Annotated in this window: 23 protein-coding genes; 5 read left to right on the top strand and 18 right to left on the bottom strand. The window is 40.3% G+C overall.

What is annotated here, in order from left to right:
• Positions 1-15 precede the first annotated feature (15 nt).
• The 8 genes from V6B33_RS18885 to V6B33_RS18850 form a co-directional block, all read right to left on the bottom strand.
• Entirely contained in the window at positions 16-846 is an 831-nt protein-coding gene (locus V6B33_RS18885; RefSeq protein ID WP_334219237.1) for an MIP/aquaporin family protein, read from the bottom strand.
• 312 nt (positions 847-1,158) lie between these two features.
• Positions 1,159-1,719 (bottom strand): glycerol-3-phosphate responsive antiterminator, encoded by a 561-nt coding sequence (locus tag V6B33_RS18880; RefSeq protein WP_334219236.1) that lies wholly within the window; start codon positions 1,717-1,719, stop codon positions 1,159-1,161.
• 144 nt (positions 1,720-1,863) lie between these two features.
• Entirely contained in the window at positions 1,864-2,649 is a 786-nt protein-coding gene (locus tag V6B33_RS18875; protein ID WP_334219235.1) for a DeoR/GlpR family DNA-binding transcription regulator, read from the bottom strand.
• A 103-nt stretch (positions 2,650-2,752) separates the two neighbouring features.
• Positions 2,753-3,289, bottom strand: a complete 537-nt coding sequence (locus V6B33_RS18870; RefSeq protein WP_334219234.1) for a GNAT family N-acetyltransferase — start codon at positions 3,287-3,289, stop codon at positions 2,753-2,755.
• A gap of 25 nt (positions 3,290-3,314) precedes the next feature.
• A complete protein-coding gene (locus V6B33_RS18865) occupies positions 3,315-4,352 on the bottom strand; it encodes a DUF2332 domain-containing protein (RefSeq protein ID WP_334219233.1) in 1,038 nt (345 codons plus the stop codon).
• Positions 4,349-4,747 carry a VOC family protein gene (locus V6B33_RS18860; protein ID WP_334219232.1) on the bottom strand — a complete coding sequence of 133 codons (399 nt, stop codon included), beginning with the start codon at positions 4,745-4,747 and terminating at the stop codon, positions 4,349-4,351. Before V6B33_RS18860 ends, V6B33_RS18865 begins: the two co-directional genes overlap by 4 nt.
• A gap of 65 nt (positions 4,748-4,812) precedes the next feature.
• A complete protein-coding gene (locus V6B33_RS18855; protein WP_334219231.1) occupies positions 4,813-6,054 on the bottom strand; it encodes an aminopeptidase in 1,242 nt (413 codons plus the stop codon).
• A gap of 1 nt (position 6,055) precedes the next feature.
• Positions 6,056-6,499: an HIT family protein gene (locus V6B33_RS18850; RefSeq protein ID WP_334219230.1), complete on the bottom strand. Its 444-nt coding sequence runs from the start codon at positions 6,497-6,499 to the stop codon at positions 6,056-6,058.
• 113 nt (positions 6,500-6,612) lie between these two features.
• Here V6B33_RS18850 and V6B33_RS18845 point away from each other — a divergent pair, with 113 nt between their 5' ends.
• Positions 6,613-7,116, top strand: coding sequence for a GNAT family N-acetyltransferase (locus tag V6B33_RS18845; RefSeq protein ID WP_334219229.1), 504 nt, complete (start codon positions 6,613-6,615; stop codon positions 7,114-7,116).
• 44 nt (positions 7,117-7,160) lie between these two features.
• Here V6B33_RS18845 and V6B33_RS18840 read toward each other — a convergent pair whose 3' ends face one another.
• Positions 7,161-8,177, bottom strand: coding sequence for a hypothetical protein (locus V6B33_RS18840; RefSeq protein WP_334219228.1), 1,017 nt, complete (start codon positions 8,175-8,177; stop codon positions 7,161-7,163).
• On the bottom strand, positions 8,174-9,043 hold the full coding sequence (locus V6B33_RS18835; protein WP_334219227.1) for an ABC transporter permease subunit: 870 nt from the start codon (positions 9,041-9,043) through the stop codon (positions 8,174-8,176). Before V6B33_RS18835 ends, V6B33_RS18840 begins: the two co-directional genes overlap by 4 nt.
• A gap of 167 nt (positions 9,044-9,210) precedes the next feature.
• On the opposite strand from V6B33_RS18835, the gene V6B33_RS18830 reads away from it, so the two are divergent.
• Together V6B33_RS18830 and V6B33_RS18825 are read left to right on the top strand one after the other, a co-directional pair.
• Positions 9,211-10,512: a D-alanyl-D-alanine carboxypeptidase family protein gene (locus V6B33_RS18830; RefSeq protein ID WP_334219226.1), complete on the top strand. Its 1,302-nt coding sequence runs from the start codon at positions 9,211-9,213 to the stop codon at positions 10,510-10,512.
• Positions 10,513-10,663: 151 nt separating this feature from the next.
• Positions 10,664-11,053: an SET domain-containing protein gene (locus V6B33_RS18825; protein WP_334219225.1), complete on the top strand. Its 390-nt coding sequence runs from the start codon at positions 10,664-10,666 to the stop codon at positions 11,051-11,053.
• A gap of 73 nt (positions 11,054-11,126) precedes the next feature.
• On the opposite strand, the gene V6B33_RS18820 is transcribed toward V6B33_RS18825, so the two are convergent.
• From V6B33_RS18820 to V6B33_RS18795, 6 genes are all read right to left on the bottom strand, one after another.
• Positions 11,127-12,032, bottom strand: coding sequence for a hypothetical protein (locus V6B33_RS18820; protein ID WP_334219224.1), 906 nt, complete (start codon positions 12,030-12,032; stop codon positions 11,127-11,129).
• 41 nt (positions 12,033-12,073) lie between these two features.
• Positions 12,074-12,919, bottom strand: coding sequence for an EcsC family protein (locus tag V6B33_RS18815; protein ID WP_334219223.1), 846 nt, complete (start codon positions 12,917-12,919; stop codon positions 12,074-12,076).
• 115 nt (positions 12,920-13,034) lie between these two features.
• Positions 13,035-14,309 (bottom strand): hemolysin family protein, encoded by a 1,275-nt coding sequence (locus V6B33_RS18810; protein WP_334219222.1) that lies wholly within the window; start codon positions 14,307-14,309, stop codon positions 13,035-13,037.
• 229 nt (positions 14,310-14,538) lie between these two features.
• Entirely contained in the window at positions 14,539-15,108 is a 570-nt protein-coding gene (locus V6B33_RS18805) for a nucleotidyltransferase family protein (RefSeq protein WP_334219221.1), read from the bottom strand.
• Positions 15,109-15,199: 91 nt separating this feature from the next.
• Positions 15,200-15,358: a hypothetical protein gene (locus V6B33_RS18800; RefSeq protein ID WP_334219220.1), complete on the bottom strand. Its 159-nt coding sequence runs from the start codon at positions 15,356-15,358 to the stop codon at positions 15,200-15,202.
• A gap of 152 nt (positions 15,359-15,510) precedes the next feature.
• Entirely contained in the window at positions 15,511-17,625 is a 2,115-nt protein-coding gene (locus V6B33_RS18795; protein WP_334219261.1) for a peptidoglycan D,D-transpeptidase FtsI family protein, read from the bottom strand.
• Positions 17,626-17,989: 364 nt separating this feature from the next.
• Here V6B33_RS18795 and V6B33_RS18790 point away from each other — a divergent pair, with 364 nt between their 5' ends.
• Entirely contained in the window at positions 17,990-18,385 is a 396-nt protein-coding gene (locus V6B33_RS18790) for a sporulation protein (protein WP_334219219.1), read from the top strand.
• A 50-nt stretch (positions 18,386-18,435) separates the two neighbouring features.
• On the opposite strand, the gene V6B33_RS18785 is transcribed toward V6B33_RS18790, so the two are convergent.
• Positions 18,436-19,140 (bottom strand): class I SAM-dependent methyltransferase, encoded by a 705-nt coding sequence (locus V6B33_RS18785; protein ID WP_334219218.1) that lies wholly within the window; start codon positions 19,138-19,140, stop codon positions 18,436-18,438.
• A 416-nt stretch (positions 19,141-19,556) separates the two neighbouring features.
• Entirely contained in the window at positions 19,557-20,288 is a 732-nt protein-coding gene (locus V6B33_RS18780) for a nucleotidyltransferase domain-containing protein (protein WP_334219217.1), read from the bottom strand.
• Between the two features lie 157 nt (positions 20,289-20,445).
• Between V6B33_RS18780 and V6B33_RS18775 the strand changes: the two genes are divergently transcribed.
• Positions 20,446-20,919 (top strand): hypothetical protein, encoded by a 474-nt coding sequence (locus V6B33_RS18775; protein ID WP_334219216.1) that lies wholly within the window; start codon positions 20,446-20,448, stop codon positions 20,917-20,919.
• The last annotated feature ends 9 nt before the right edge of the window (positions 20,920-20,928 follow it).

The following is a 20,928-nucleotide window of genomic DNA, read 5'->3' as shown; positions in this document are numbered from 1 at the left end:
ATTCCTCCCGTAAACTTAGTTTTCAGTTGATAATTTATCTACTTTTTGTGAAAGGGTTAATTTTCTGTCGCTGAAGTAGGCTGCCCCCAGAACAGTCAACGTTACAATCAGAACGACCCAGAAACTTGTTGTTACATTTCCCATAAATACAGCTTTATAGAATACCCCTCCTAAGGAACCGCCCAATACAGGACCTAATACCGGGATCCAGGAATACCCCCAGTTTGATGGTCCTTTTCCCGGAATTGGAAGAAGGAAGTGGGCAATCCGCGGACCCAAATCCCGTGCAGGGTTAATGGCATAACCCGTCGTCCCGCCAAGGGAAATACCGATTGCTATTATGAGAAACCCGACGATGAAAGGATTTAGCCCATCAGTAAATGAATTCGCTCCGATTGATAATAATCCTACCACTAATACAAAAGTTCCGATCATTTCACTCAATAAATTTGAAAAAACGTGTGGAATCGCTGGCCCAGTGGCAAAGACACCTAATTTAACCCCGGGATCCTTCGTGGCATGCCAATGCGGCAAAAAGTGAAGATAAGTGATCATCGCGCCGATGATGGCCCCAAGCATTTGGGCTGCGATGTACTGAGGTACCTGACTCCAAGGAAAGTCACCGTTAAAAGCAAGTCCCAACGTCACTGCAGGATTAATATGTGCACCGCTGAATTGCCCGACAGCATACACGCTCATCGCAACTCCAAGTCCCCAACCGAACGTAATAACGATCCATCCGGAATTATAGGCATATGATTTTTTTAAGTTTACGTTTGCACATACTCCAGCGCCAAAGATGATAAGTAGTGCCGTTCCGATTACTTCTCCTAAAAAAGCTGTCATGCTTACTCCCTCATTCCCATTTAAATTATTGTGAAAGAGAACGTTTTCATAACTGGTTGCAAATTGGGACTACACGTTTATATATCCCCAATTTTCGAATGGAAAACTGATTCCAGGTAAAAAGTTTCTTGTATGAAAACTTTTAATAAATAAATAAAAAAAGAGACATTACGGAAAAAGCCCCTAAAAGGCAGAATTCTCGTAAGTCTCTTTGTCTCTTTACACAATGTATTAACTTGTTACCTATCATACGAAGAAATGAAAACGTTGTCAATGGTTGTCGGGTACTTTTATTTTTCCAGGGAGGTAAAGTCAGTTCCTGTCAAAGTGCTTCCATAATGTACGGTCGGAAGTGGTAATTGCGGTAGCACCGGCTGCTATGGCGTTCTCCACTTCTTCTATGGTTTCAATTAAACCGCCTGCAAATATAGGTTTTCCTGTTTTCTCGCGGATTTCTTTTATGATCTTCGGTACGACTCCCGGAAGTACTTCAATGTAATCCGGTTCGGTTTTATGTATCAATTCGATGCTCCGGTTCATGGCACTGGAGTCGATGACGAACATTCTCTGTGTAGTAAAGACACCTTTCTGACGCGCCTTTCTTATCACATTCCCTTTGGTGGATATGATCCCATACGGCTTGATTTCCTGGCAGACGTATTCCGCCCCGTATTCATCATTCGTAAGTCCGTGGATAAGGTCTATGTGCAGGAACATCTTCCGTTCTTGCTGCCTTGCATATTGAAATACACTCTTCAGCATACCGACGTGAAGATCAAGAAAGACTCCGTATTCAAATGATGTCTCAAGCATTTTATCAAAGTCCTTCATCGACCGTATGGCAGGAAGTATTTTTTGTCCTTCAAAGCTCATTGGTTCCACCTCCTAATTATGGTATATACGGTTCTTTATAAGTGGTAATTATAGCATAGAAGTCCTTGTATGCTTGAGGATTGATTATTTAAGTATAACCGATAATGAAATTAAATCATGAATTCACTGTACAGCTCATGAATCTTATATTGAGCACTGATCTTCTCGATCTGCTACGATCGTCTTTACACCATTCGAGTGCAAATGTTCAATTTTATCTTCGGCTGCTTCATCATCAGTGATGACGAGGTCCAGTTTTGACAAAGGAGAAGTCACTCCTGCAAAAAGATCGACGCCTATTTTGAAGCTCTCCATCAATACGATGTTTTTCCTTGCATTAGCAATAATCGTTTTATGGAAGTTCGCTACTTCAGGTGTGGCCGTACTGAGCCCGCGGGAGGATATCCCCCCGGCCGTCGCGAAATGGAGGTCCACAGTGAATTGCCTTGCAAATTCATTGGCCAAACCGTCTGTAATATTTCCGGAGGCTTTCATCATGCCGCCAATCAGATACGTTTCAATATTTGTAAATCCCCTTAAGTGATAGGCAAGTTCTACAGAATTGGTCACAACAGTGAAAGCGATCGTTTTGGGGAGGTATTTAAGCATCACATAATGGATTGAAGAACCGCCGATAAATACTGTTTCGTCTTCTTTGATATAGTGTACGGCTGTCTTTGCAATCGCAATTTGATGAACATCTCCCTCTCCATATCGTCTGGAACCGGGCTGGGGTTTATTGCGGGATTTCTGATTCGGGATTGCTCCGCCATGGGTACGTTTCAATAATCCTTGTTCCTCCATGATGGATAAATCCCTTCGAATCGAGTCGATGGAAACACCGTATTCCTCAGCAAGGTCTTTTGCTAATACCCGGCCGAGTCTTTCTACTTTTTCTAAAATCTTTTCTCTTCTTTCTTCGGAAAACATAGCTATGTCCCTTTCTTTACATTTCACATTTATCATTCAATTAAGTTGATATCATTTCCTTGCTCGAGTTCATTCTTCTTTGATCATTAATTCGTCTCCTGCATTATTTTTTATCCTCCGTATCGATCCAATAACGCAGAATCACATTACCATCTTCCTCGATGAAGTCAAGATCAGGTTTTCCCCCATTGTTTAGGATTGTCCGTTTGGATGCTTCATTCCATTTATCACAAACCACCAAGGTTTTCTTGATTCCGAGTTCCTTTGTTTTTTGCAAGGATAGTGAAAGAAGCTTTGTTGCATACCCTTTCCTTCTTTCTGATGGCCTGATTCCGTAGCCGATATGTCCACCGATATTCAATAGTTTTTCAGTCAGGCTGTGACGGATGTTTACCACCCCTGCTAAACGATTATGGTCTGTCATCAACCAATAGGTTGAATCCGGCACCCAGCCTGCTGGAAGGCTTTCTCCTATTTCAGCATCATGCAAAGATTGAATCATGTCATCAAATTTAGCGGGATCTTTTTTGATGACCCAGGGGACCATATCTTCACCGGAAGCTTTCCACTCATCATAGAAGTCTAAGTATTCTTCTCTTAATTCAACAGTTGGCTTTACCAATTTCACATTTTCACCCATGAAGCATTTCTCCTTTTATGTAAGCTTATTTGGAATAACTCTGTTGTAACAAATTCCATTCAAACCATTTGCCATGCCCATCTGTATCCCCGATGACATGACATTCTTCTTCGCCGTTAATATAACAATCTAGATGAAGCTTGCGATTCCACATATTATTATAGAGATGGAATACATCTTTATTCTTGCCTAATTCTTTTACTTGTTTTTGAAGTTGCCTTTTGGAAACTTCGGGTATCTGATTGGCTACATGGGTATGGAAGATACAGACTGCATCGCTTTCAGGAATCTTTCTTATCTGATGAGGGAGGAGTTCAACACCGTCTCCTTCGAAATAATCAATATCGACTTCTTTTAGCATTTTTGAAGCTGAAGTAAACAGGTCCCTTCTTTCAGAGTGTTCCGGCCAAATGAGGGCTAACAGCCAAGGATGGTCCTCTTCACTGTTAATGTGCAAATCATACCCTGTTCTGGATGAAATTGGCGGGGGAGCGGAGTGAAGATTCGGAAGTTGATGCCCCTTAACTTCTGAAGAAATCATCACCTCTGAAGAGGCATAGCCGTAGGTTTCTTTTAACTGGTTATATTGGTACCGATATCGATCCCACGCAAGTTGTAAACCTGCACTTGTCCCTATCTCGATCAAGGCAAGTGGTTTTTTCACTTTTTCATATATATAACAAAATGCCGGATATAAGTACGCACATCTATTTACTTCATTGGTCTGGACTAGTTTGGTTTGCAATAAGTGAGTCAGGTGCTGTTTATTCTGCAGGCAGAATTCTTTGAAGTGGGGAAACGATTCTATAAAAGGTAAAGGTGTTTGTACGATGCTGGGATAATAGTTCCGTAAAGTGTGAGATGAATGGTTCATTAATAAGTAATGTACAGAACCGAACAGCAGGTTTGGTACAGGCTGCCCTTCCCGGCAAGCACTGCATATTACCAAGATTTCATGATCATCTGCTATCCTGTGGGCAAGGTGCTCGTATAAAGGACTCGATTGATGGCATTCCCGTTCTGCAAAGGTTTTGAAACGCTGTGATAATGAGTTTATTATCATTGGATGTGCCTCCCTAAAAGGGTCACAATCCGTTTCTGGACCGCTTGCTGATCTGAATACTGAAATAGTCCTATGCCGTTCCCCCATGGGTCTGAAAACGTTGCCCACTTGACTGGAACATCTTCCCTTGAATGAATGCTAAATTTCTCAATCCCCAATGATTGGATCAGGCGATCTCTTTCCCCGTCCAGGTCCGCTACTCCTAAACGGATAGGTCCGCTTCCGGAAGAAGGTATACCTTCTGCTACCTGTAACCAGCATCCAGGCAGCAGTTGCCACTCGGCAAAACCTTCGTGAGGTGAAAAATCAGGTTCTTTATTCAATAACGTTTCATACCATGATTGCCCTTGTTTTATATTTGATACGCGTACCTGTACGGTCATTTCATAGATCATTCAAATCGACTCCCTTCCCTGTCATAACAGAGAGAACAGTGTTTCCTCGGTCCTCTCCCGTTTCATTAAAATGCCCAGTTTCCATCTCTGAAAATCGCGACCCTGCTGCCATCTTGAAGGATTCCGTCAATGTTCATATGAGAGGAACCGATCATGAAATCTTCATGGACGACGCTTTCATTCAAGCCCTTATCTTCTTTCTCTTCGTCTGAAAGGGTTTGGCTATCCTTGATGCAGGTAGGGTACGCAGAACCGATCGCTAAATGATTCGAGGCATTTTCATCAAATAATGTGTTGAAGAAAAGGATGCCTGTATCTGAGATTGGTGACTTATGCGGAACCAGTGCGACTTCTCCTAAATAAGAAGCGCCTTCATCCGTTTCAATCAATTTTTCTAAAATATCCAAACCTTCCCCTGCATGGATTTCTGCAATCTTCCCTTTTTCGAAGGTGAGCGTGAAATCTTCAATTACATTTCCGTTATACGCTAACGGTTTTGTGCTTTTCACGATTCCATTTACTCCTGTTCTGACAGGCACCGTATAGACTTCTTCTGTGGGCATATTGGCGATGAAATCAGTACCTGACGGTGTTGTACTTGCTCCTGTAAGCCACTGATGATCTTCATGAAGCTCGATGGTAAGGTCAGTGCCATCTGCTGTGTAGTGAAGACCTGTTAATTTCATCTTATTAAGTTCATTGGCTTTTTTCTTCAACGTGTCAATATGGCTGCGCCATTCAGCTACAGGGTCTTCGCTTCCGATTCGAACGGAAGCAAAAATACGGTCCCAAAGTGTATCCATTTGTTCTTTCTGGTTCAGATGCGGGAAAACTTTGTTCGCCCACTTCCTGGATGGCATTGCGATAATCGACCAACTGATGGAATCTGTGTCGATCGCCTCATAGAACCGGTCAAGTGCAAGTCCTTTGGCTTTTTCGAAATCTTGAATCCGTTCAGGATCGATTCCTTTTAATAAATCAGGGTCATTTGCTTCAACCTGCAGGAATGCCCCTTTCCTGTCGACCACCCATTCGAACGCCTCCGAGAGCCAGATGGGAAATTCCTGAAATGTTTCATCCGGTGCAAGCTCATATTGCATACGGATAATATCTTCATCTTCCCATTGTACATGAACAGACTTCGCCCCTGCCATATAAGCGTGTCTGACAATTTTCCTGACAAGTTCCTGTGTCCCAAGCGGTGCTGCCACCCATAAATCCTGGCCATCTTGCACATTTACTCCCACTTTCACCGCAAGTTCAGCATATTGGTCTAATTTATGTTGAAAGTCTTTATGTTCACTCATTTTAATACTCCTCTCTTACTAATCGTTCAATATAAGTTCTCATTTTTTTCGCTGTCTTTTCAAAAGGTTCATCGGGATCATCAATGGCTCCCCCGTCTTGATAGAAGTCAGCAAAATTCTGTCCTGTGTACCTTGGTACCACATGCATATGATAATGAGTCAATTCACTGAAGATGCCCCCGTTCTGGCAAATGGTGATACCATCTGGGGTGTAAAGTTCGTTGATGGCTTTTGATAACAGTTGAACGGCTCTCATTATAGAAAGATTCATTTCATCGCTGAACTCATGGGATTCTTCCAAGTGTTGTTTAGGAAGAATCATAGTATGTCCCGCATTGAATGGATCATGATCCAATATACAGCTCAATTTATCATTTTCATATATCAGATGAACAACTTGTTCTTTATTGGCAAGCCGGCATCCCAGGCATTGATGTATATGCAATTTAATTTCCCCCTTATCATCAAAGGAATTTAGCAAGTTTTGTCGAATGGTAATAATTCAGAAACATATGTTTCTACTATCATAACACTTTATGGAAAGCAGGGTTGTAAACAATGGAAGTATTACGATTGGATAGGTCGCACGCAGAATCGTATCTTCAGCTGAGACTGGAAGCACTTCAAACAAATCCAGAGGCATTCGGTTCAAGCTATGAAGAAACAATTGCCAGAAAGAATCCTGTTGAGCATACGGCAGCAAGGCTCGATCAGCGTGAAAATTTCACATATGGTGCGTTTGTGGATGGAAATTTAGCCGGGATGCTGATTCTGGTACCGGAATCAGCTGAAAAAATGAACCATAAAGCCTCCATTTTTGGTATGTACGTAACCCCGGAATTCAGAGCGAACGGGATTGCCAGGGCATTGATGGATAAAGCGATTCTAAAAGCAAGAGAGCTTAAAACAGTTGAACAAATTAACCTGACTGTCGTCACGACGAATGACGCTGCAAAAGGATTATACGTTTCCATGGGTTTTACTACTTTCGGGCTGGAAACAAGGGCACTAAAGTACAATGGAGAATACTTGGACGAAGAATACATGGTGTTATTTCTATAAGGACAATAAAGAACGAGGAATCATTTTCATTCTTCGTTCTTTTTTTATATCCATTCCCTAAGTTGAAAATGTTCAGGCTTTATAGATCGCTCACTTTTCTCCGCTTTTTCCTCCTCTTTTAAAGGGGATACACTTATTTTGTGACCAGAAGTTTCCACTAATCCCTCGAGGCATTTCGCCACCCCGTTTAGCAGAAGGATCGTCATGGCGAAGCTAAACAATGGAGCCATGAAAATCCACCAGGAAAGCCCTAATTCTTTGTAATTGGTTCCCATCATCCCCGACCATTCCTGAATGATCGGTTTTGGTGGATGGCAATAGGGTGTGTAACAAACATCCGTCCCCCCGAAAAACAAGGTGAAAAACCCTAAATGGGCAATGATAAGAAGAGCTTGAATCACAATCTTCGGATAAATGAGAAACAGCCGCATCTTTAAGTGAGGCATCAGATGTTTATAAAAAATAAAATAGGAACTCCCGCCTAGCACTCTTGCTGATGTAATAAACTCTTCGCCAAGAATTTGTTCTGTTTCATTTGAAATGAGAATGGCTGTAGTCGGCGCGATAATAATAGCCAAAACAAGAATTTCAATGATCATCCTTTCAGAGAGAGTTGTCGTAAAGCCTTCTGCAGGTTCCCAAATAACAGGATATAATATGTTATAGGCTAGTATCGCTTGAGGGATAAAATAGAAAGATGTAAAGAATTTGTGTGCGCACACTTTAACTTTCCATCGGGTGAAACCTCCAAAAACACCTATAATAAAAGCTAGAATAAAGGTTAGGAGTGAAATGAGGATTGCTGCTCCAATGGTATATTGTGCACCTTCAAGCAGCTTATAACCGACATCGAATCCTTCACGGTCTGTCCCAAACAGGAACTGAAAAGAAGGCGGAAACGGTGCATCCCCAATGATCTTTCCACCACTATCTCGAAGAAGAAGCATTTGAGGAATTTCTTTATCAGGGTTTAGATTATACAGAATGCTTGAGAGTAACAATAGCAGTATGATACCTGAGAATAGAATGATGCCTGTCCAATAAAGAGTCGTGGTTCTCATAAACTCATCTCCTTTCCAGTCTTCCGGCTGATGACAAATTGCAATAATTTTATCAGCAAGTACAGTGGAAGGAATAATAAAATGGAAGCAATCGCAAATATCGAAGGGCTATTATAAGTGAATAAGAAAGAAGTCACGCCAAATACGTTGAAAAGATACTCCAGGATCAATAGATTAGAAATCATCATCCAGGCAATTTGCTTTCCATGATGAGTAAGGCTGATGAGGACATTTCTCATCATATGGGTAAATAAGATTCCGAATTGGGTAAGTCCCTTGCTTCTCGCAAGGTCCACATAAGGCTTCCCCTCTTCTTCACGAAGAAATTGAACCATATTACTGAAAAAGAAAAAGGCAGGGAGCACACTTAATGTTATTGCAGGCAGCAGGATGACCTGATTCTGACCAACAGATGCAAGGTCAATAATAAGTATACCTGTGTTTTTGAAAAACCAGACAATCGTCAATTGAGTAACGATAATAATGAAGATATCTGGTAAAGAACCAAATAAGAATGATAATGCCTTTAATGCCTTCTTTAAAAAACTATTAAAAGTAAAATAAAGAATCAGCAGGATAATAGAAACGATCAGTGCCAGAGCTAAAGAAAGAAAAAAAATTCGGGCACTGCTCCACAAAGCCAGCAGGATAATAGGGAATAAATTTCTTTCGATATCCGATATTGGATTAATATATACAAGGTCGGCTGGAGAAAACAGATCTGAAAATATTTCCCCGATTTGTTTGATATAAGACATCATTGAAAGAGTCTGATTTTCAAAAAGTGCTGAGGATGCGCTTACAAAAATGATCCCCGCCAGGATTAACAGGATTTCTCCTGTCGTATTAAGTAATTTATTCGGCATGTCCCAGTCCCCTTATTAGTCATTTTCCTCTACTAAATAATGGTAACATTTTACTTTTATTTAGCAATAGTTTTTTACAATTCTGTGACTTGCAGAATCCTTTCTATATTTTCATTTTTCTATGTTAAAATAATTTAGTTGTGAAAAATCCACCTGGAGGTACTGGTTTGAAAAAAGTCAGAGTGAAACAGAGTCTATCTGTGGTATTGATATCTCTCCTGGCATTCTCCTCACTCGAGGGTACTGTCCACGGAGAGTCAAAAATTAAAATTCATGCAGATGCTGCGATATTGGTGAATGCAGATACAGGGAAAATCGTTGAAAAACATAACGAAGATCAACTTCTCGGGATTGCTTCAATGACGAAGATGATGACAGAATATCTCGTACTTGAAGCAATCGATAAAGGCAAGGTTAATTGGGCTGATACGTATACGGTCAGTGATAAAGTCTATCAGCTCGCCAATGCCCCCGGGTTGAGCAATGTGCCTTTGCGCGCAGAAGAAGCGTACACTGTAAAGGAACTTTATGAGGCGATGGTCATCAAGTCAGGGAACGGTGCAGCCATTGCTCTCTCAGAAGTGGTTGCCGGCAGCGAAGGCGATTTTGTGAAGCGAATGAACGCCAAAGCAAAAGAACTTGGTTTGGAACATTACCAGTTCGTCAATTCAAGTGGTTTGAGCAACTATGATATGCTTGGATTACATCCTGAAGGAACAGACGTGAATGATGAAAACATGGTATCTGCAGAAGACATGGCGACACTTGCCTATCATTTGATAAAAGATTACCCCGAAGTTCTGAAAACTTCAGGAGCAAATTATAAGTACTTCCGAAAAGGTACGGATGAAGAGTATCTGATGAAGAATACAAATGCATTGCTGGACGGCCGTGCCCATGCCTATAAAGGTGCGGATGGATTGAAGACAGGAACAACCCCATTTGCAGGCTCCACATTTACTGGTACAGCAGAACGAAATGATGTAAGATACATCAGCGTCATTCTGGATGCCAAAGATGAATACGGCCAACCAAGCAGTGCAGAGCGGTTCATTCAAACGAAAGAGCTTCTTGATTATGGCTTCAATCAAATACAAACTGTGCAGTTCACCCTTGATGATGCTGTAAAGGAAAAGACGCTTCCGGTAATAGACGGAAAAAAGGATACAGTAAAGATGGAAGTGAAAAAGCCGTTGAAAATCCGATTGCCAAAAGACGAAATCAGCGAAGCGAAAGTGAAGTTGAATTTGGATAAATTAAACGAAAACGGAGAACTTCAAGCCCCTATAAAAAAAGGCGAAAAGATTGGTGAACTCGTTCTAGTTAAAAGTGAAAAAAATGAGTACATTTTGGACGATCTTGAACAAGAAATAGCAGTTGATGTATACGCCGCTGTATCTGTAGAGAAAGCAAACTGGTTTGTAAGAAGTGCAAGAAATATCGGCGACTTCTTCGAAATGTTGTTTTAACGAGGGAATGGAATTCCCTGCAATATTTTCTTGTTAGTTAGGGAATTGTTGAATCACCTTCTGATTTCCCTCATTCTTATCAAAACAGTTGCTTTCTCTCCCGATTCATGACAAGCTTACTAGGTCAGTATTATAAGAAGAAGGTGAAAAAATGATTGAAGTGAAGATGTCCTCACTAAGTGATGGTGATTTGAATAGAGGCGTTTTTGCCAAGAGGGATATCACTAAAGGGGAGCTCGTACATGAAGCACCGGTTATCCCCTATCCGAATGAAGAGCACGAACATATCGAAAAAACGTTCCTTGCAGATTATGTTTTTGAATATGGAATCAACCATACTGCTTTGCTATTGGGCTATGGTATGCTGTTTAACCATTCATACACCCCAAATACGATTTACGAGATAAATTTCGATAATCATACGTTTGACTTTTATGCTTATGAAGATATTAAAGCAGGTGAAGAACTACTCATCAATTACAACGGTGAAGTCGACAACGATGAACCGCTTTGGTTCAACAAAGAGTCAGAAGATGAGTAAAACCGTTTAATCAATTAACGCGTCGAGGGACGGGCCATTAGAAAACGATGGCCCGTCCCTCGCTTTTGTTTTATTACTTTGGTTTTCTATAGAGTATTGAGTAAGTACCTGGATATTTCCAGCTATTGATGATATCCGGAAGTTTAAGGATTTGCCATGGATTGAACATGGTTTGTCCCTGTTTATTAAAAGCAAATTCGCTATTTAAGACATAACAGGAATGAATGACTTGTTTCGATTCGTTAAACCATATCAATACGTCACCTTCTGTGATTGTTTCAGACCCGCGAGGTTCATAATTCGCATCTTTTATGACTCTTAAAAACGCTTCCTCTTTCATCCATGAGTTAAAAAATGTTTCATCGCCTGTAATGGCTCCTGCAACAGCAGCCAAACAATTCGGACCATTCGAAGATGGAAATGTATCGATTTTATCCGCAAGGCAAAGGTATTTCTCTTTCAACTCATTTTGACTATCTTTCTCTAATTCACTCCAAAGTGCTTTATCATTCACCCATTGAGTTCCGTAGTTTACTAGAAAACGATGACGCTCCATTTCCGAAAAGCTCTCCCATAAAGGGAGATTCAGCAAAATAATTTCTTTATTGTCTGCGATCGAAACGCCGGTATATGAATGTCTGTTTATTCCTGCCAGCTCCATAAGTTCTTCAAGTTCAAATACAAGTCCTCTCCCAGTCTGCCACTGCTGCTTGATGATTTCAGTTTGAAGAGAAGCGGATAGACTTGAGAATACTTGTGGACTCATCTTTGTGTAAAATTTCGTTTCACTGCTTAATGACCAGGTCCCATATGACGTTCGGATATCTAACGGAACTGCAGAATATTCTAAGGATGACAGTGAAAACATGTCCATCCCTGGAATACTCTTTTCAAAGTAAAACCATTCCAATTCCGGAATCAGGCTCTTGCCCCATTCTCTTAATATTCCTGGAGCTATGCGATAACCGTTAATATTCACTTTCTTTTTCTCCCTTTACTTTAGTGTTTTGATTTCATTTATTAAGAACTCTCTATAGAATGCTTATGATCAACGTTCTGCTTCTCCCCGATTTTTTCTAGAATGCGGCGTTTTCTGTAAAGCATACGCCCTGCTTCCCCTATGTCATGCATCATTGATTTATTGATCAATGATCCGAACAGTATGCCCGCGATCGGAATCATTTGAAATAGCTTTTTCCATCCGAAATTATCACGGAAACTGACCATGACTTCTCTCCATCCTTGAAGTTGCGAGAGAGTCTGGTCCCTTTTTTCAGGATTGAGAGAGTTAAAATCAGTTAATTCCTGAAGTATTGCCTGTTTGCCGACAATATCAGAAGAAACGAACTGAAGACATTTGATGATAAAGATTCTCTCACGTTGTTCACTCGGGTCAAATCCGTAGCTTAAGGCAATTTCCTGGAGTGTTTTTAATGAGATACCCAAAATGAATGGGATATCGATACTTAATGTAAGAAATCCTCCAATCCCTGTCGTTGCTCCTTGGGTCATGGCCACTTTTTTTCTGGACTGAACGATTGCCTCGCTGATATCATCCATCACTGTCAACGGCAGCTCCTTAAGGGAATCGATCGATACATGGTCGTTATCCGTTAGTTTATGAACTCTTTTTAACACTTCTTTTTCGCTGGTAAGATAGCTTCCTCCTTTTTGGATGAAGCTTCCGATTTCATCAAGTGCCTGCCCCACTTTTTTATGTACCATTTTCGGCGTAATTCGATCAAGTATCATAAATGGCACCCTGCCGATTTTCTCCCAGAACCACAGCCCTTTCTGATCTTTCTCCCATTTAGCAACGACTTCAAGCTCTTGAAGTAAATATTGTTTCGTTTCATGTTGAGTCATATAAGTATAATCTCCTTCTTCTTTTTCTAAAAAAATAACAGGCATTAAACTGCCTGTTATTTATAACTATTATGTTCTCTTACTGCTGGTAATCTTATTACCTTTATCAGTAAAACTATGATTGTATCAGGTCTTCTGCTGATTGTTCAAGAATGTCGACCTTGATTGTACGAATCCTCCGGTTATCCACTTCATCCACTGTAATCTTTAAGTGTTCGTATTCGAAGCTTTCACCTTCAGTCGGTATATCTTCGAAACTTTCCACTACCCAGCCCCCAAGAGTATGATAGGAGCTTTCTGGCTCCGGGACATTCAGTAATTCAGTGAAATCATCGAGCTGATATTGAGAGTCAAATTTATACATTTTTTCATTGATCTTAGTCATTGAATGTACTTTTTCATCTTGTTCATCCCAGATTTCGCCAACTATTTCTTCCAGGATATCCTCTAACGTGATCAGTCCTGTAGTTCCACCGAATTCATCGACGACGACCGCCATATGGACTTTATCTTTTTGTAATTTTGTAAGCAATAAAGAAATCTTGGCGGATTCGAATACAAACATCGGTTCTCTGATCAGTTCACGGATATTTACTTCACCGAATTTCAATAAGTGGGTGAAGAATTCTTTCTCTGATAGAATACCGATAATATTATCGATATGATCCTCGTAAACCGGGATACGGGAGAAACGTTCTTCAAAGAATATTTCTTTAATTTCCTCTATTGGTTGATTTACTTCTACCGCTTTTACATCGATTCTAGGAGTTAATACCTCTGATGCGATGATATCATCAAAATCCATTGAGCGATAAATTAACTCTCTTTCCTCTTTGTCGATTACGCCTTCTTCTTCACTAATATCAAGCATTGCCTTTAATTCTTCTTCTGTTACTGAAGGCATTGCATCATTTTTAGAGAACAGCTTAGAAACCAGCTCCTTTAACTTAAGGAACAGGAAATTGATCGGTGTGAGAATCTTGATCAACAAATATAGAACTCCGGATATCGTCAAGGCCCAGCTTTCCGCATTTTCTTTAGCCAATGACTTAGGCAGTATCTCCCCGAATATGAGGATGACGATGGTCATGACAAATGTACTGATGACCAAGCCGGTATTGCCGCCGACAATCTTGGCTGCAAGGCTTGCGGAAATACTTGCTGCAGCAATGTTAACGATGTTATTACCGATGAGGATGGTCGACAAAGCATGATCAAAGTTTTCTGCGATATAGACAGCTTTTTTACTTCCTCTTACTCCGTCACCTTCGAAGTTCTTTAACCTGATCTTATTCACACTCGAATAAGCAGTTTCTGCCGATGAGAAAAAGGCAGAAAGCAGAATTAATACTCCCAATAAAACCAATGAATACAGTGGTATATCGTCCAAAAAAACGTCACTCTCCTAATGATGTTTATCTATTTCTACTATTTGACTGATCAAACAGACATAATCTGTTCAATTGAAAAAATGCCAAAACCTCTTCAGGTTTTTGGCTGAGAGAAAATTACTCTAAATAAGTATACACTTTTTCGGGAAAATCGTATAGTGTCCCTTCTCAGACGATTGACAGATATCATCTATACGAGGAAGGCAGGATGGGAAGCAGTGTTCATCATTATGGATACAGGCAATGGATTTCTGCCATTGGCCATTTGTCTTTCCACTTCTTCCTATGTATCCTTTCATTATAAATGATCGATAACTCTTTTTTTTGTATAAAAAAAGGTGTGGGCTTAATTTGCATAGTCAGTAAATCATCGATACCCCATGGAGAAGCAAGGATGATCTCATCATCGTTAATAAACCTTACTGCAATCGAAGTGGCCGTTTCCGGAAAACGGGATACAGCATCGATTGTCGACGTATAAGGCTCTTCACCATTTATGACATGCATTCTTGCCTGGTTTTTTACTGACCATGGCTCAACAGGCATTATTCCGTGGAGTATTTGTTCATATTTCTTCTCGTTTTCTTCTGAAATATTATCGGGGTCAAAATACACTACATCAATATCAGCGAGATTGGACCGAAGTTTATTCCTGTGCAATGTGTCCCATACCTTTGTCCGAATGAATCCTGCACAAACCCAGCTATCCGGCAAATCAAGTGTATGAACTGCTTTAATGATTTTCATCATCCACTCATCTTGTTTAATTAACTGAATGATGTCGTATTCGGTTTTCATCGTCTAACTTCCTCTCTATGTGTTTTGCAATAAATACAACCTGTATTTAACTAAAAGGGATGCATGTGAAAACACTCATGCATCCCCGAAATTATTGACCACCGCCAAACCAGCTGCCTGCTTTGATTCTTTCTTCTTCCTGTATTTGACGCTCACTGGCATTCGGATCCTGAAAGCGTGATGTTTTTCGTCTCAAAGCTGCGCTGATTACTGCGAAAAATATAGCTAAACCAATGATGAACCATAGCATATCAACCCCTCCTTATACAGATAAGGATAATAAACCCTATGCTCACTACTATATACGAGTTACCTGAAGAAAAGTTTCATATTATTGAATACTTTAGAAAATTCCGCAATCCATTATTGTGATAATGATTGCTGTGAACTGCGCTTTTTTCGTTACTCTCCGGTTTCCGTCTGTGATTGACCATCTGAATCATCCATGACCCGAACTTCTCCTTCAACGGATGTTTCAAATAAACCATCTTTTTCAGCTTCTTTTTTTAGTTCGAAGTATTTGTCCATTATGCGTTTGGCTATTGTTTTATTGACTCCGGGATCCGTGTCCTGATGTGACCAAGGCACCACAACCGAATAGGCAATTTCAGGATTATTAAAAGGGGCGTAACCGATCAAGGTTGTATTATAAGTATCTTTTCCATTATAAAATGATTCAGCGGTACCTGATTTAGCAGCAGCGTTATAAGGAGCATCCCTAAATTGAACACGTGCTGTACCCCTGGATCCATGTGCCACTTGGTAGAATCCATCTTGAACCTGCTGCAGTTCTCTTTCTGAAACATTTATTCTATTTAGGACCTTAGGTTTATTCTCGTAAACAATCGGTCCAATCTTGTTTTTCTCGTGATATGGTTCACGTATTTCTTTCATGATATGAGGTTCAATGCGATAGCCGTCATTTGCGATAGATGAAACATACTGCGCAAGCTGCATGGGGGTATATAAATCATATTGCCCGATTGCAAGGTCAAGAAGTAATCCGGGTTTTTTTTCAAGGCCCTTTAGACCATAGGTTTCACCTGGCAGATCAATTCCCGTCTTTACACCTAAACCAACTTGACTAAAATGGTTTCGCATAGTGTCAAAGGCTTCCAGGTCAATATCAACAAACTCTTGATTGTGTGTGGTAGGTGCATTTGCAATTTTTAGTGCAGTTTTAAACATATAAACATTTGATGAAATTTCCAAAGCTTGAATATCTGATAAATACTTACTTCCTTGTGAGGCATTAAACCATGAGCTTTTCAGTTCCCCACCTATCATCATAGGTGCATCATACAATACGTCACCTATATTTAACTTATCAGTCATATATCCAGTCAAAACAGTGGCACCTTTCACTGCGGAGCCAGCCTCATAAGCTGATGTGAATGTGCCCAGTGCATAATCCTGAAGCTCTGTTTGTCCATTTGCGTTTTCACCATATTTCTTTCCAACCATTGACATAATTTCCCCGGTATGAGGATCCATCATCACCACAAATGCTCGATCTAGATAAGGCGATTCCCAATATTTCGCTGCCTGCTTACTCAGCTCCTCCTCCACTATCTTCTCCACTTCCTTCTGCAGCTTCATATCAATGGTCAACACAACATCTTTACCGCTGTGCCCTTCTTTTACAAGCTGCTCTTCAAGGACGCTTCCGTTTTTGGTGATATATTCGATTTCTTCCTTCTGTCCTTTTAGGACATCTTCGTACTGGGATTCTACGTAACTTGTTCCCACCCGGTCATTCAGGGCATATCCTTTGGCTGTATAAGAGTTTACGAGTTCACTTGGAAGTCCCTGCTCGGCTGATGATACCTTCCCCAGGATGGATCGCAATGTGTCATCACCTGAATAGCGTCTCATCCAATCTGTCGTCACGTTGACGCCGGGCATCTTGGCAAGGTTTTCATTCACCCTTGCCATTTCTTCTGTTGATACACCTTCATTCTTAACGATTTGGGGAGATAATGCATAGCCTGTATTAAACTCCCTGAATATCGCCAGTACTTCTAGTTCATCTTCATTGAATGATTCAATGTTTTCTTTTGTAATACGGTCAAGCTGCATTTGATAGATCTTTTTATTAACATCATCTTTTGTTAAATCTTCGGTATCTTCCAGTTTCTTGATTTCATCTGTTGAAACCAGCTCTTCTGCTTCATCCGGATGAGTAATGAGCCAGAAGTCCTGTCTGTCGCGATCAGTGATTTTATCTGATTTCATTTCAATCAGCTCGGCCAGTTTCCTTGCAACCTTCAGCATCTCGTCAGGCTTTGTTGATTGCGTCCTTGTATAGGTAATTGCGTTCATAGGGACGTTGTCGACTATGACATTTCGGTAGCGGTCATAAATTTTCCCTCTGGGAGGACTGCCGTTATTTGCTTTTACATTCTCGGTTCGCTGGACTTCTTTGAGATAATCATTGCCGTGAACGATTTGAACGATGCCGAGTCTAAGAATCAATAACGTGAATAAGATAAATACTGCAAAAAACAGGATGTTCATTCTAAATGGCAGCGTATTTTTCTTTTTATTTTTCTGCTTTTTCCCCTTCAATGAAAAAACTCCCTTAATTTAGTAAAAATATAATTACCTGCCAATATTGTATCGGAAAACAGTCTATTTTACTACCTTGTTTTACCATTAATGGTTCGGATTATTAAAGATTGTGAGAAAAAGTTAATGAGACAATATTCGTTTTTTATCGGATTCTGAAAATGACTTTGTTACTGCAAAATTTGTCGACAAAGGGGTCTGGACAGTACCGTTTCTTTCTCTTACAATAGGGTTTGAATTTGAAATGAATCTAATGAAAAATGAAACCAAAACTCTCCAAGCAGAATTGGTAACCAGATGATTGAGAGGTTGAATGGCAGTGATGTTTAGTAAACTGATGTGCAGATTCGGTATCGGATCTACAAAAATTGATTTGGTTTTGAATAAAGAAGATTACCGTCCTGGTGAAGTCATTCAAGGCGAATATGAAATCATCGGCGGCCGGATCGAGCAAAAGCTTAAACGCATCGAAACAGAGCTGTTACAGTATGATCACAACAGTGACAGGTACGCTGTCCTTCATCACAATACCATTTTGAGTTCATCGACCATGAAAGTGAATGAACTCAAAAGAATCAGTTTCTCATGCAGACTTGCGGATTCTTACCCGCCAAGCAGTGAATCAATCTCTTACAAGCTTGTCACTCGACTTGTTTTCGATGATGGTATAAACAGAGTCGACCATGATGATTTTAGAATCATAGCTTAGCAGTTATAGAAAGAAAAAAACGTTCAGAAACAATGAACGTTTTTTTCTTTCTATATCTTTTTGAATAATGCAGCGATCAATTCGGATATTCCGAACATCTGCTGAATTTCATCCATATCGTTCATTTTCCTGATTTCGACTGATTCAAAATCTGAAAAAATTTGTTCTAATTTCGTTTTGTCGTACCCCAGACCCCCTCGGAGAGAGCCTGTTCTGTATACTTCCCAATCGGTCATAACAGCACCTCCAAGCTTTCCGCCAGGAACGAATGAAGTGAGCGCAAAATGACCTCCCTTCTTTAAAGCTTTGTTGATTAATTTTGTATAACTCAGTCTTCTGTGCGGAGCAACATGATGAAAGCAGCCTGAATCATAAATTAAATCATACTCCCCTTCTTCGATGTCTAAATCAAAAATATTTTTATGTATAAAATAGATTGAAACATTACTTTCTGCTGCGCGTTCTTTTGCCCATTGGAGTGAAGTATCAGATACATCTACTGCATCCACCTCCCATCCCTGCCTGGCCAGGTAAATGGCATTTCTTCCGGGACCGCACCCCAATTCTAAGACTTTGCCCGAAGTCAATAGTCCGTTATTGTGGTAACTCACCAAATTTTCATCAGGTATATTTTTGAAAAATGGGATTTTCTTTTCACGGTCACGATAAAACTCTGTCCAGAATACATCTGGTTCTCTTAAAAGTGAGTCGAGCATTCTAAGCAATTCCTCTTCATTATAAATTGTTTCCGTCATCTTCCTGCCCCCTTTGCCGGTATGAATCCATTCTACTATGAAGCATCAAGCAGAGGGTTACCACGAATTTACAATTGTGTAAATTCCGTTTAAGCATTTAACACTGCAAAGGGAGGATTCTTGCTCCAGAATCCCTTATTTTCTTATCAGAAACTGTGTAAGGAATAGTTTAATAGGAGAATACATGAAAAGTTTTCCATCCAGGATAGCCCGTTCTGGCAGCATCCGTGGTGCCAGAATTTTAAGCCTTGGGAGAATTTATTACATTTATTACAATTAAATTACTTGATTTCAAAACTGCTCAATTTTATAAGACGGGTAGTTTCTGTCTATTCTAAATAACCCACTGCAAGCACACTGATAATACACCCTAACACGACAAGTAGTGTGGTCACAGTCATCACCTCACCTTCCGGCTACCGTTTATCAAAACTTTCTTGCTGCTTCCCTAATGAAAAACCATGAAACAGCCTGCCGCCATGCGGCTGCAGCACTGTATCAACCAGTTTTACCACAGCATGTTTATTTCCTGTTTTGTAGAAGTCTTCAAAGCTGACTACAAATCTATCAGCAAATATCAGATCGTATTCCTTCAATGCCCGTACGATCCATTTTGAAGAACCTATCCACCTTTGATTGGTACGTAAAACAAATTCATGCAGGGCTTCTGCAAGACTGCCTGCAATAAAAATACTTTCCCCATGATGTTCGCTTCCAACGAAATCATCAAGCAGGTCGGTTAGTAAATACCTTTTCAATGTGATGGTTGGTGGATTCCACTCTTGAGGTCCGGCACTCAGTAACTTCTCTGCTGCTGCCTTGAAGGTGCTGCTCTTTCCATTGTCCTGAATGATGATTCCTTCGGCGACCATCCTTGGTAAAGAGGGTCTGGCTCTTTCACAATCCTTCATAAAGTATTGATACAGAGTTTCCTCGTTATGGACAAATACTTCAATCGGCCAATCGTATGCATAAAATGATTCACGGTATGCAGAACGAATTTCTTCATCAATTACGACAATATCCAAGTCGGAAGTGCTGCTGGCTTCGCCCCTCACCACACTCCCCCCTAATATGACGATTGCGCTCGCAGAAAAGTTTTCTTCTGTGAATAATTTTGCTGCTGGAGCGGGTTCGATCCGTTTCAATATTCAATTCCTCTCCTTTCCTCGTAATAATCATATTAACGTATCTTTTTTTAGGGAATGGTCTAAATTGCTCACCTGCTTTCTTGAGTATTATTACCTCGTTTGGTTTCGACTAAATTGGGAAAAATGGGTGTAAACAGGTAAAGGAGGCGGCAACGTGAATAACTTTAAACTGTTCAGCTTTATCTTAATTGGCAGTTTGTATCTCGGAGGCTGCATTGGAAATGACAATGCGGATGAAGTAAAAGAAGTGACACCTGCCGAGGATTCAGAGCCGGCATCAGGAGATGGAAAACCGATGGATGATCCAGATAATGAAAAGGGTGAACTTGGAACAGGTCTTGATGAAACAACAAAGTCAGTAGAAGAGTTATCGATGTCTTTAACAAACCCTTCTGAAGATACAGAGAAATTAAATGAGCAGGGAAAGAAGATTGAAGAGAAATGGGATAAAATTGAAAAACAAATAGAAGATAACCACCCTGAAGATTACGAAAACATTGAACAAAGCCTCTATCCGTTAATTGAAGAAGCAAAAAAAGATAGTCCTGACATCAAAAATCTAAAAACCTTATCAGAGGATACAATGAACAAGCTAAAAGAATTTCAGGATAAGATCAGCAATCAATGATTTATCGTT

The organism is Mangrovibacillus sp. Mu-81 (assembly GCF_036867415.1).
Taxonomy (GTDB): domain Bacteria; phylum Bacillota; class Bacilli; order Bacillales; family Bacillaceae_B; genus Rossellomorea.
Note: the sequence above shows the minus strand (reverse complement) of the source record. Positions and strands in the feature narration are given on the sequence as shown.

What these genes read in the sequence shown, in the direction of transcription:
- V6B33_RS18840 (WP_334219228.1), bottom strand. Translation starts at nt 8,177, where the DNA reads ATGAGAACCACGACTCTTTATTGGACAGGCATCATTCTATTCTCAGGT.
- V6B33_RS18795 (WP_334219261.1), bottom strand. Translation starts at nt 17,625, where the DNA reads ATGAACATCCTGTTTTTTGCAGTATTTATCTTATTCACGTTATTGATT.
- V6B33_RS18805 (WP_334219221.1), bottom strand. Translation starts at nt 15,108, where the DNA reads ATGAAAACCGAATACGACATCATTCAGTTAATTAAACAAGATGAGTGG.
- V6B33_RS18845 (WP_334219229.1), top strand. Translation starts at nt 6,613, where the DNA reads ATGGAAGTATTACGATTGGATAGGTCGCACGCAGAATCGTATCTTCAG.
- V6B33_RS18880 (WP_334219236.1), bottom strand. Translation starts at nt 1,719, where the DNA reads ATGAGCTTTGAAGGACAAAAAATACTTCCTGCCATACGGTCGATGAAG.
- V6B33_RS18790 (WP_334219219.1), top strand. Translation starts at nt 17,990, where the DNA reads ATGGCAGTGATGTTTAGTAAACTGATGTGCAGATTCGGTATCGGATCT.
- V6B33_RS18785 (WP_334219218.1), bottom strand. Translation starts at nt 19,140, where the DNA reads ATGACGGAAACAATTTATAATGAAGAGGAATTGCTTAGAATGCTCGAC.
- V6B33_RS18865 (WP_334219233.1), bottom strand. Translation starts at nt 4,352, where the DNA reads ATGATAATAAACTCATTATCACAGCGTTTCAAAACCTTTGCAGAACGG.
- V6B33_RS18870 (WP_334219234.1), bottom strand. Translation starts at nt 3,289, where the DNA reads ATGGGTGAAAATGTGAAATTGGTAAAGCCAACTGTTGAATTAAGAGAA.
- V6B33_RS18875 (WP_334219235.1), bottom strand. Translation starts at nt 2,649, where the DNA reads ATGTTTTCCGAAGAAAGAAGAGAAAAGATTTTAGAAAAAGTAGAAAGA.
- V6B33_RS18860 (WP_334219232.1), bottom strand. Translation starts at nt 4,747, where the DNA reads ATGATCTATGAAATGACCGTACAGGTACGCGTATCAAATATAAAACAA.
- V6B33_RS18885 (WP_334219237.1), bottom strand. Translation starts at nt 846, where the DNA reads ATGACAGCTTTTTTAGGAGAAGTAATCGGAACGGCACTACTTATCATC.
- V6B33_RS18855 (WP_334219231.1), bottom strand. Translation starts at nt 6,054, where the DNA reads ATGAGTGAACATAAAGACTTTCAACATAAATTAGACCAATATGCTGAA.
- V6B33_RS18800 (WP_334219220.1), bottom strand. Translation starts at nt 15,358, where the DNA reads ATGCTATGGTTCATCATTGGTTTAGCTATATTTTTCGCAGTAATCAGC.
- V6B33_RS18815 (WP_334219223.1), bottom strand. Translation starts at nt 12,919, where the DNA reads ATGACTCAACATGAAACGAAACAATATTTACTTCAAGAGCTTGAAGTC.
- V6B33_RS18825 (WP_334219225.1), top strand. Translation starts at nt 10,664, where the DNA reads ATGATTGAAGTGAAGATGTCCTCACTAAGTGATGGTGATTTGAATAGA.
- V6B33_RS18835 (WP_334219227.1), bottom strand. Translation starts at nt 9,043, where the DNA reads ATGCCGAATAAATTACTTAATACGACAGGAGAAATCCTGTTAATCCTG.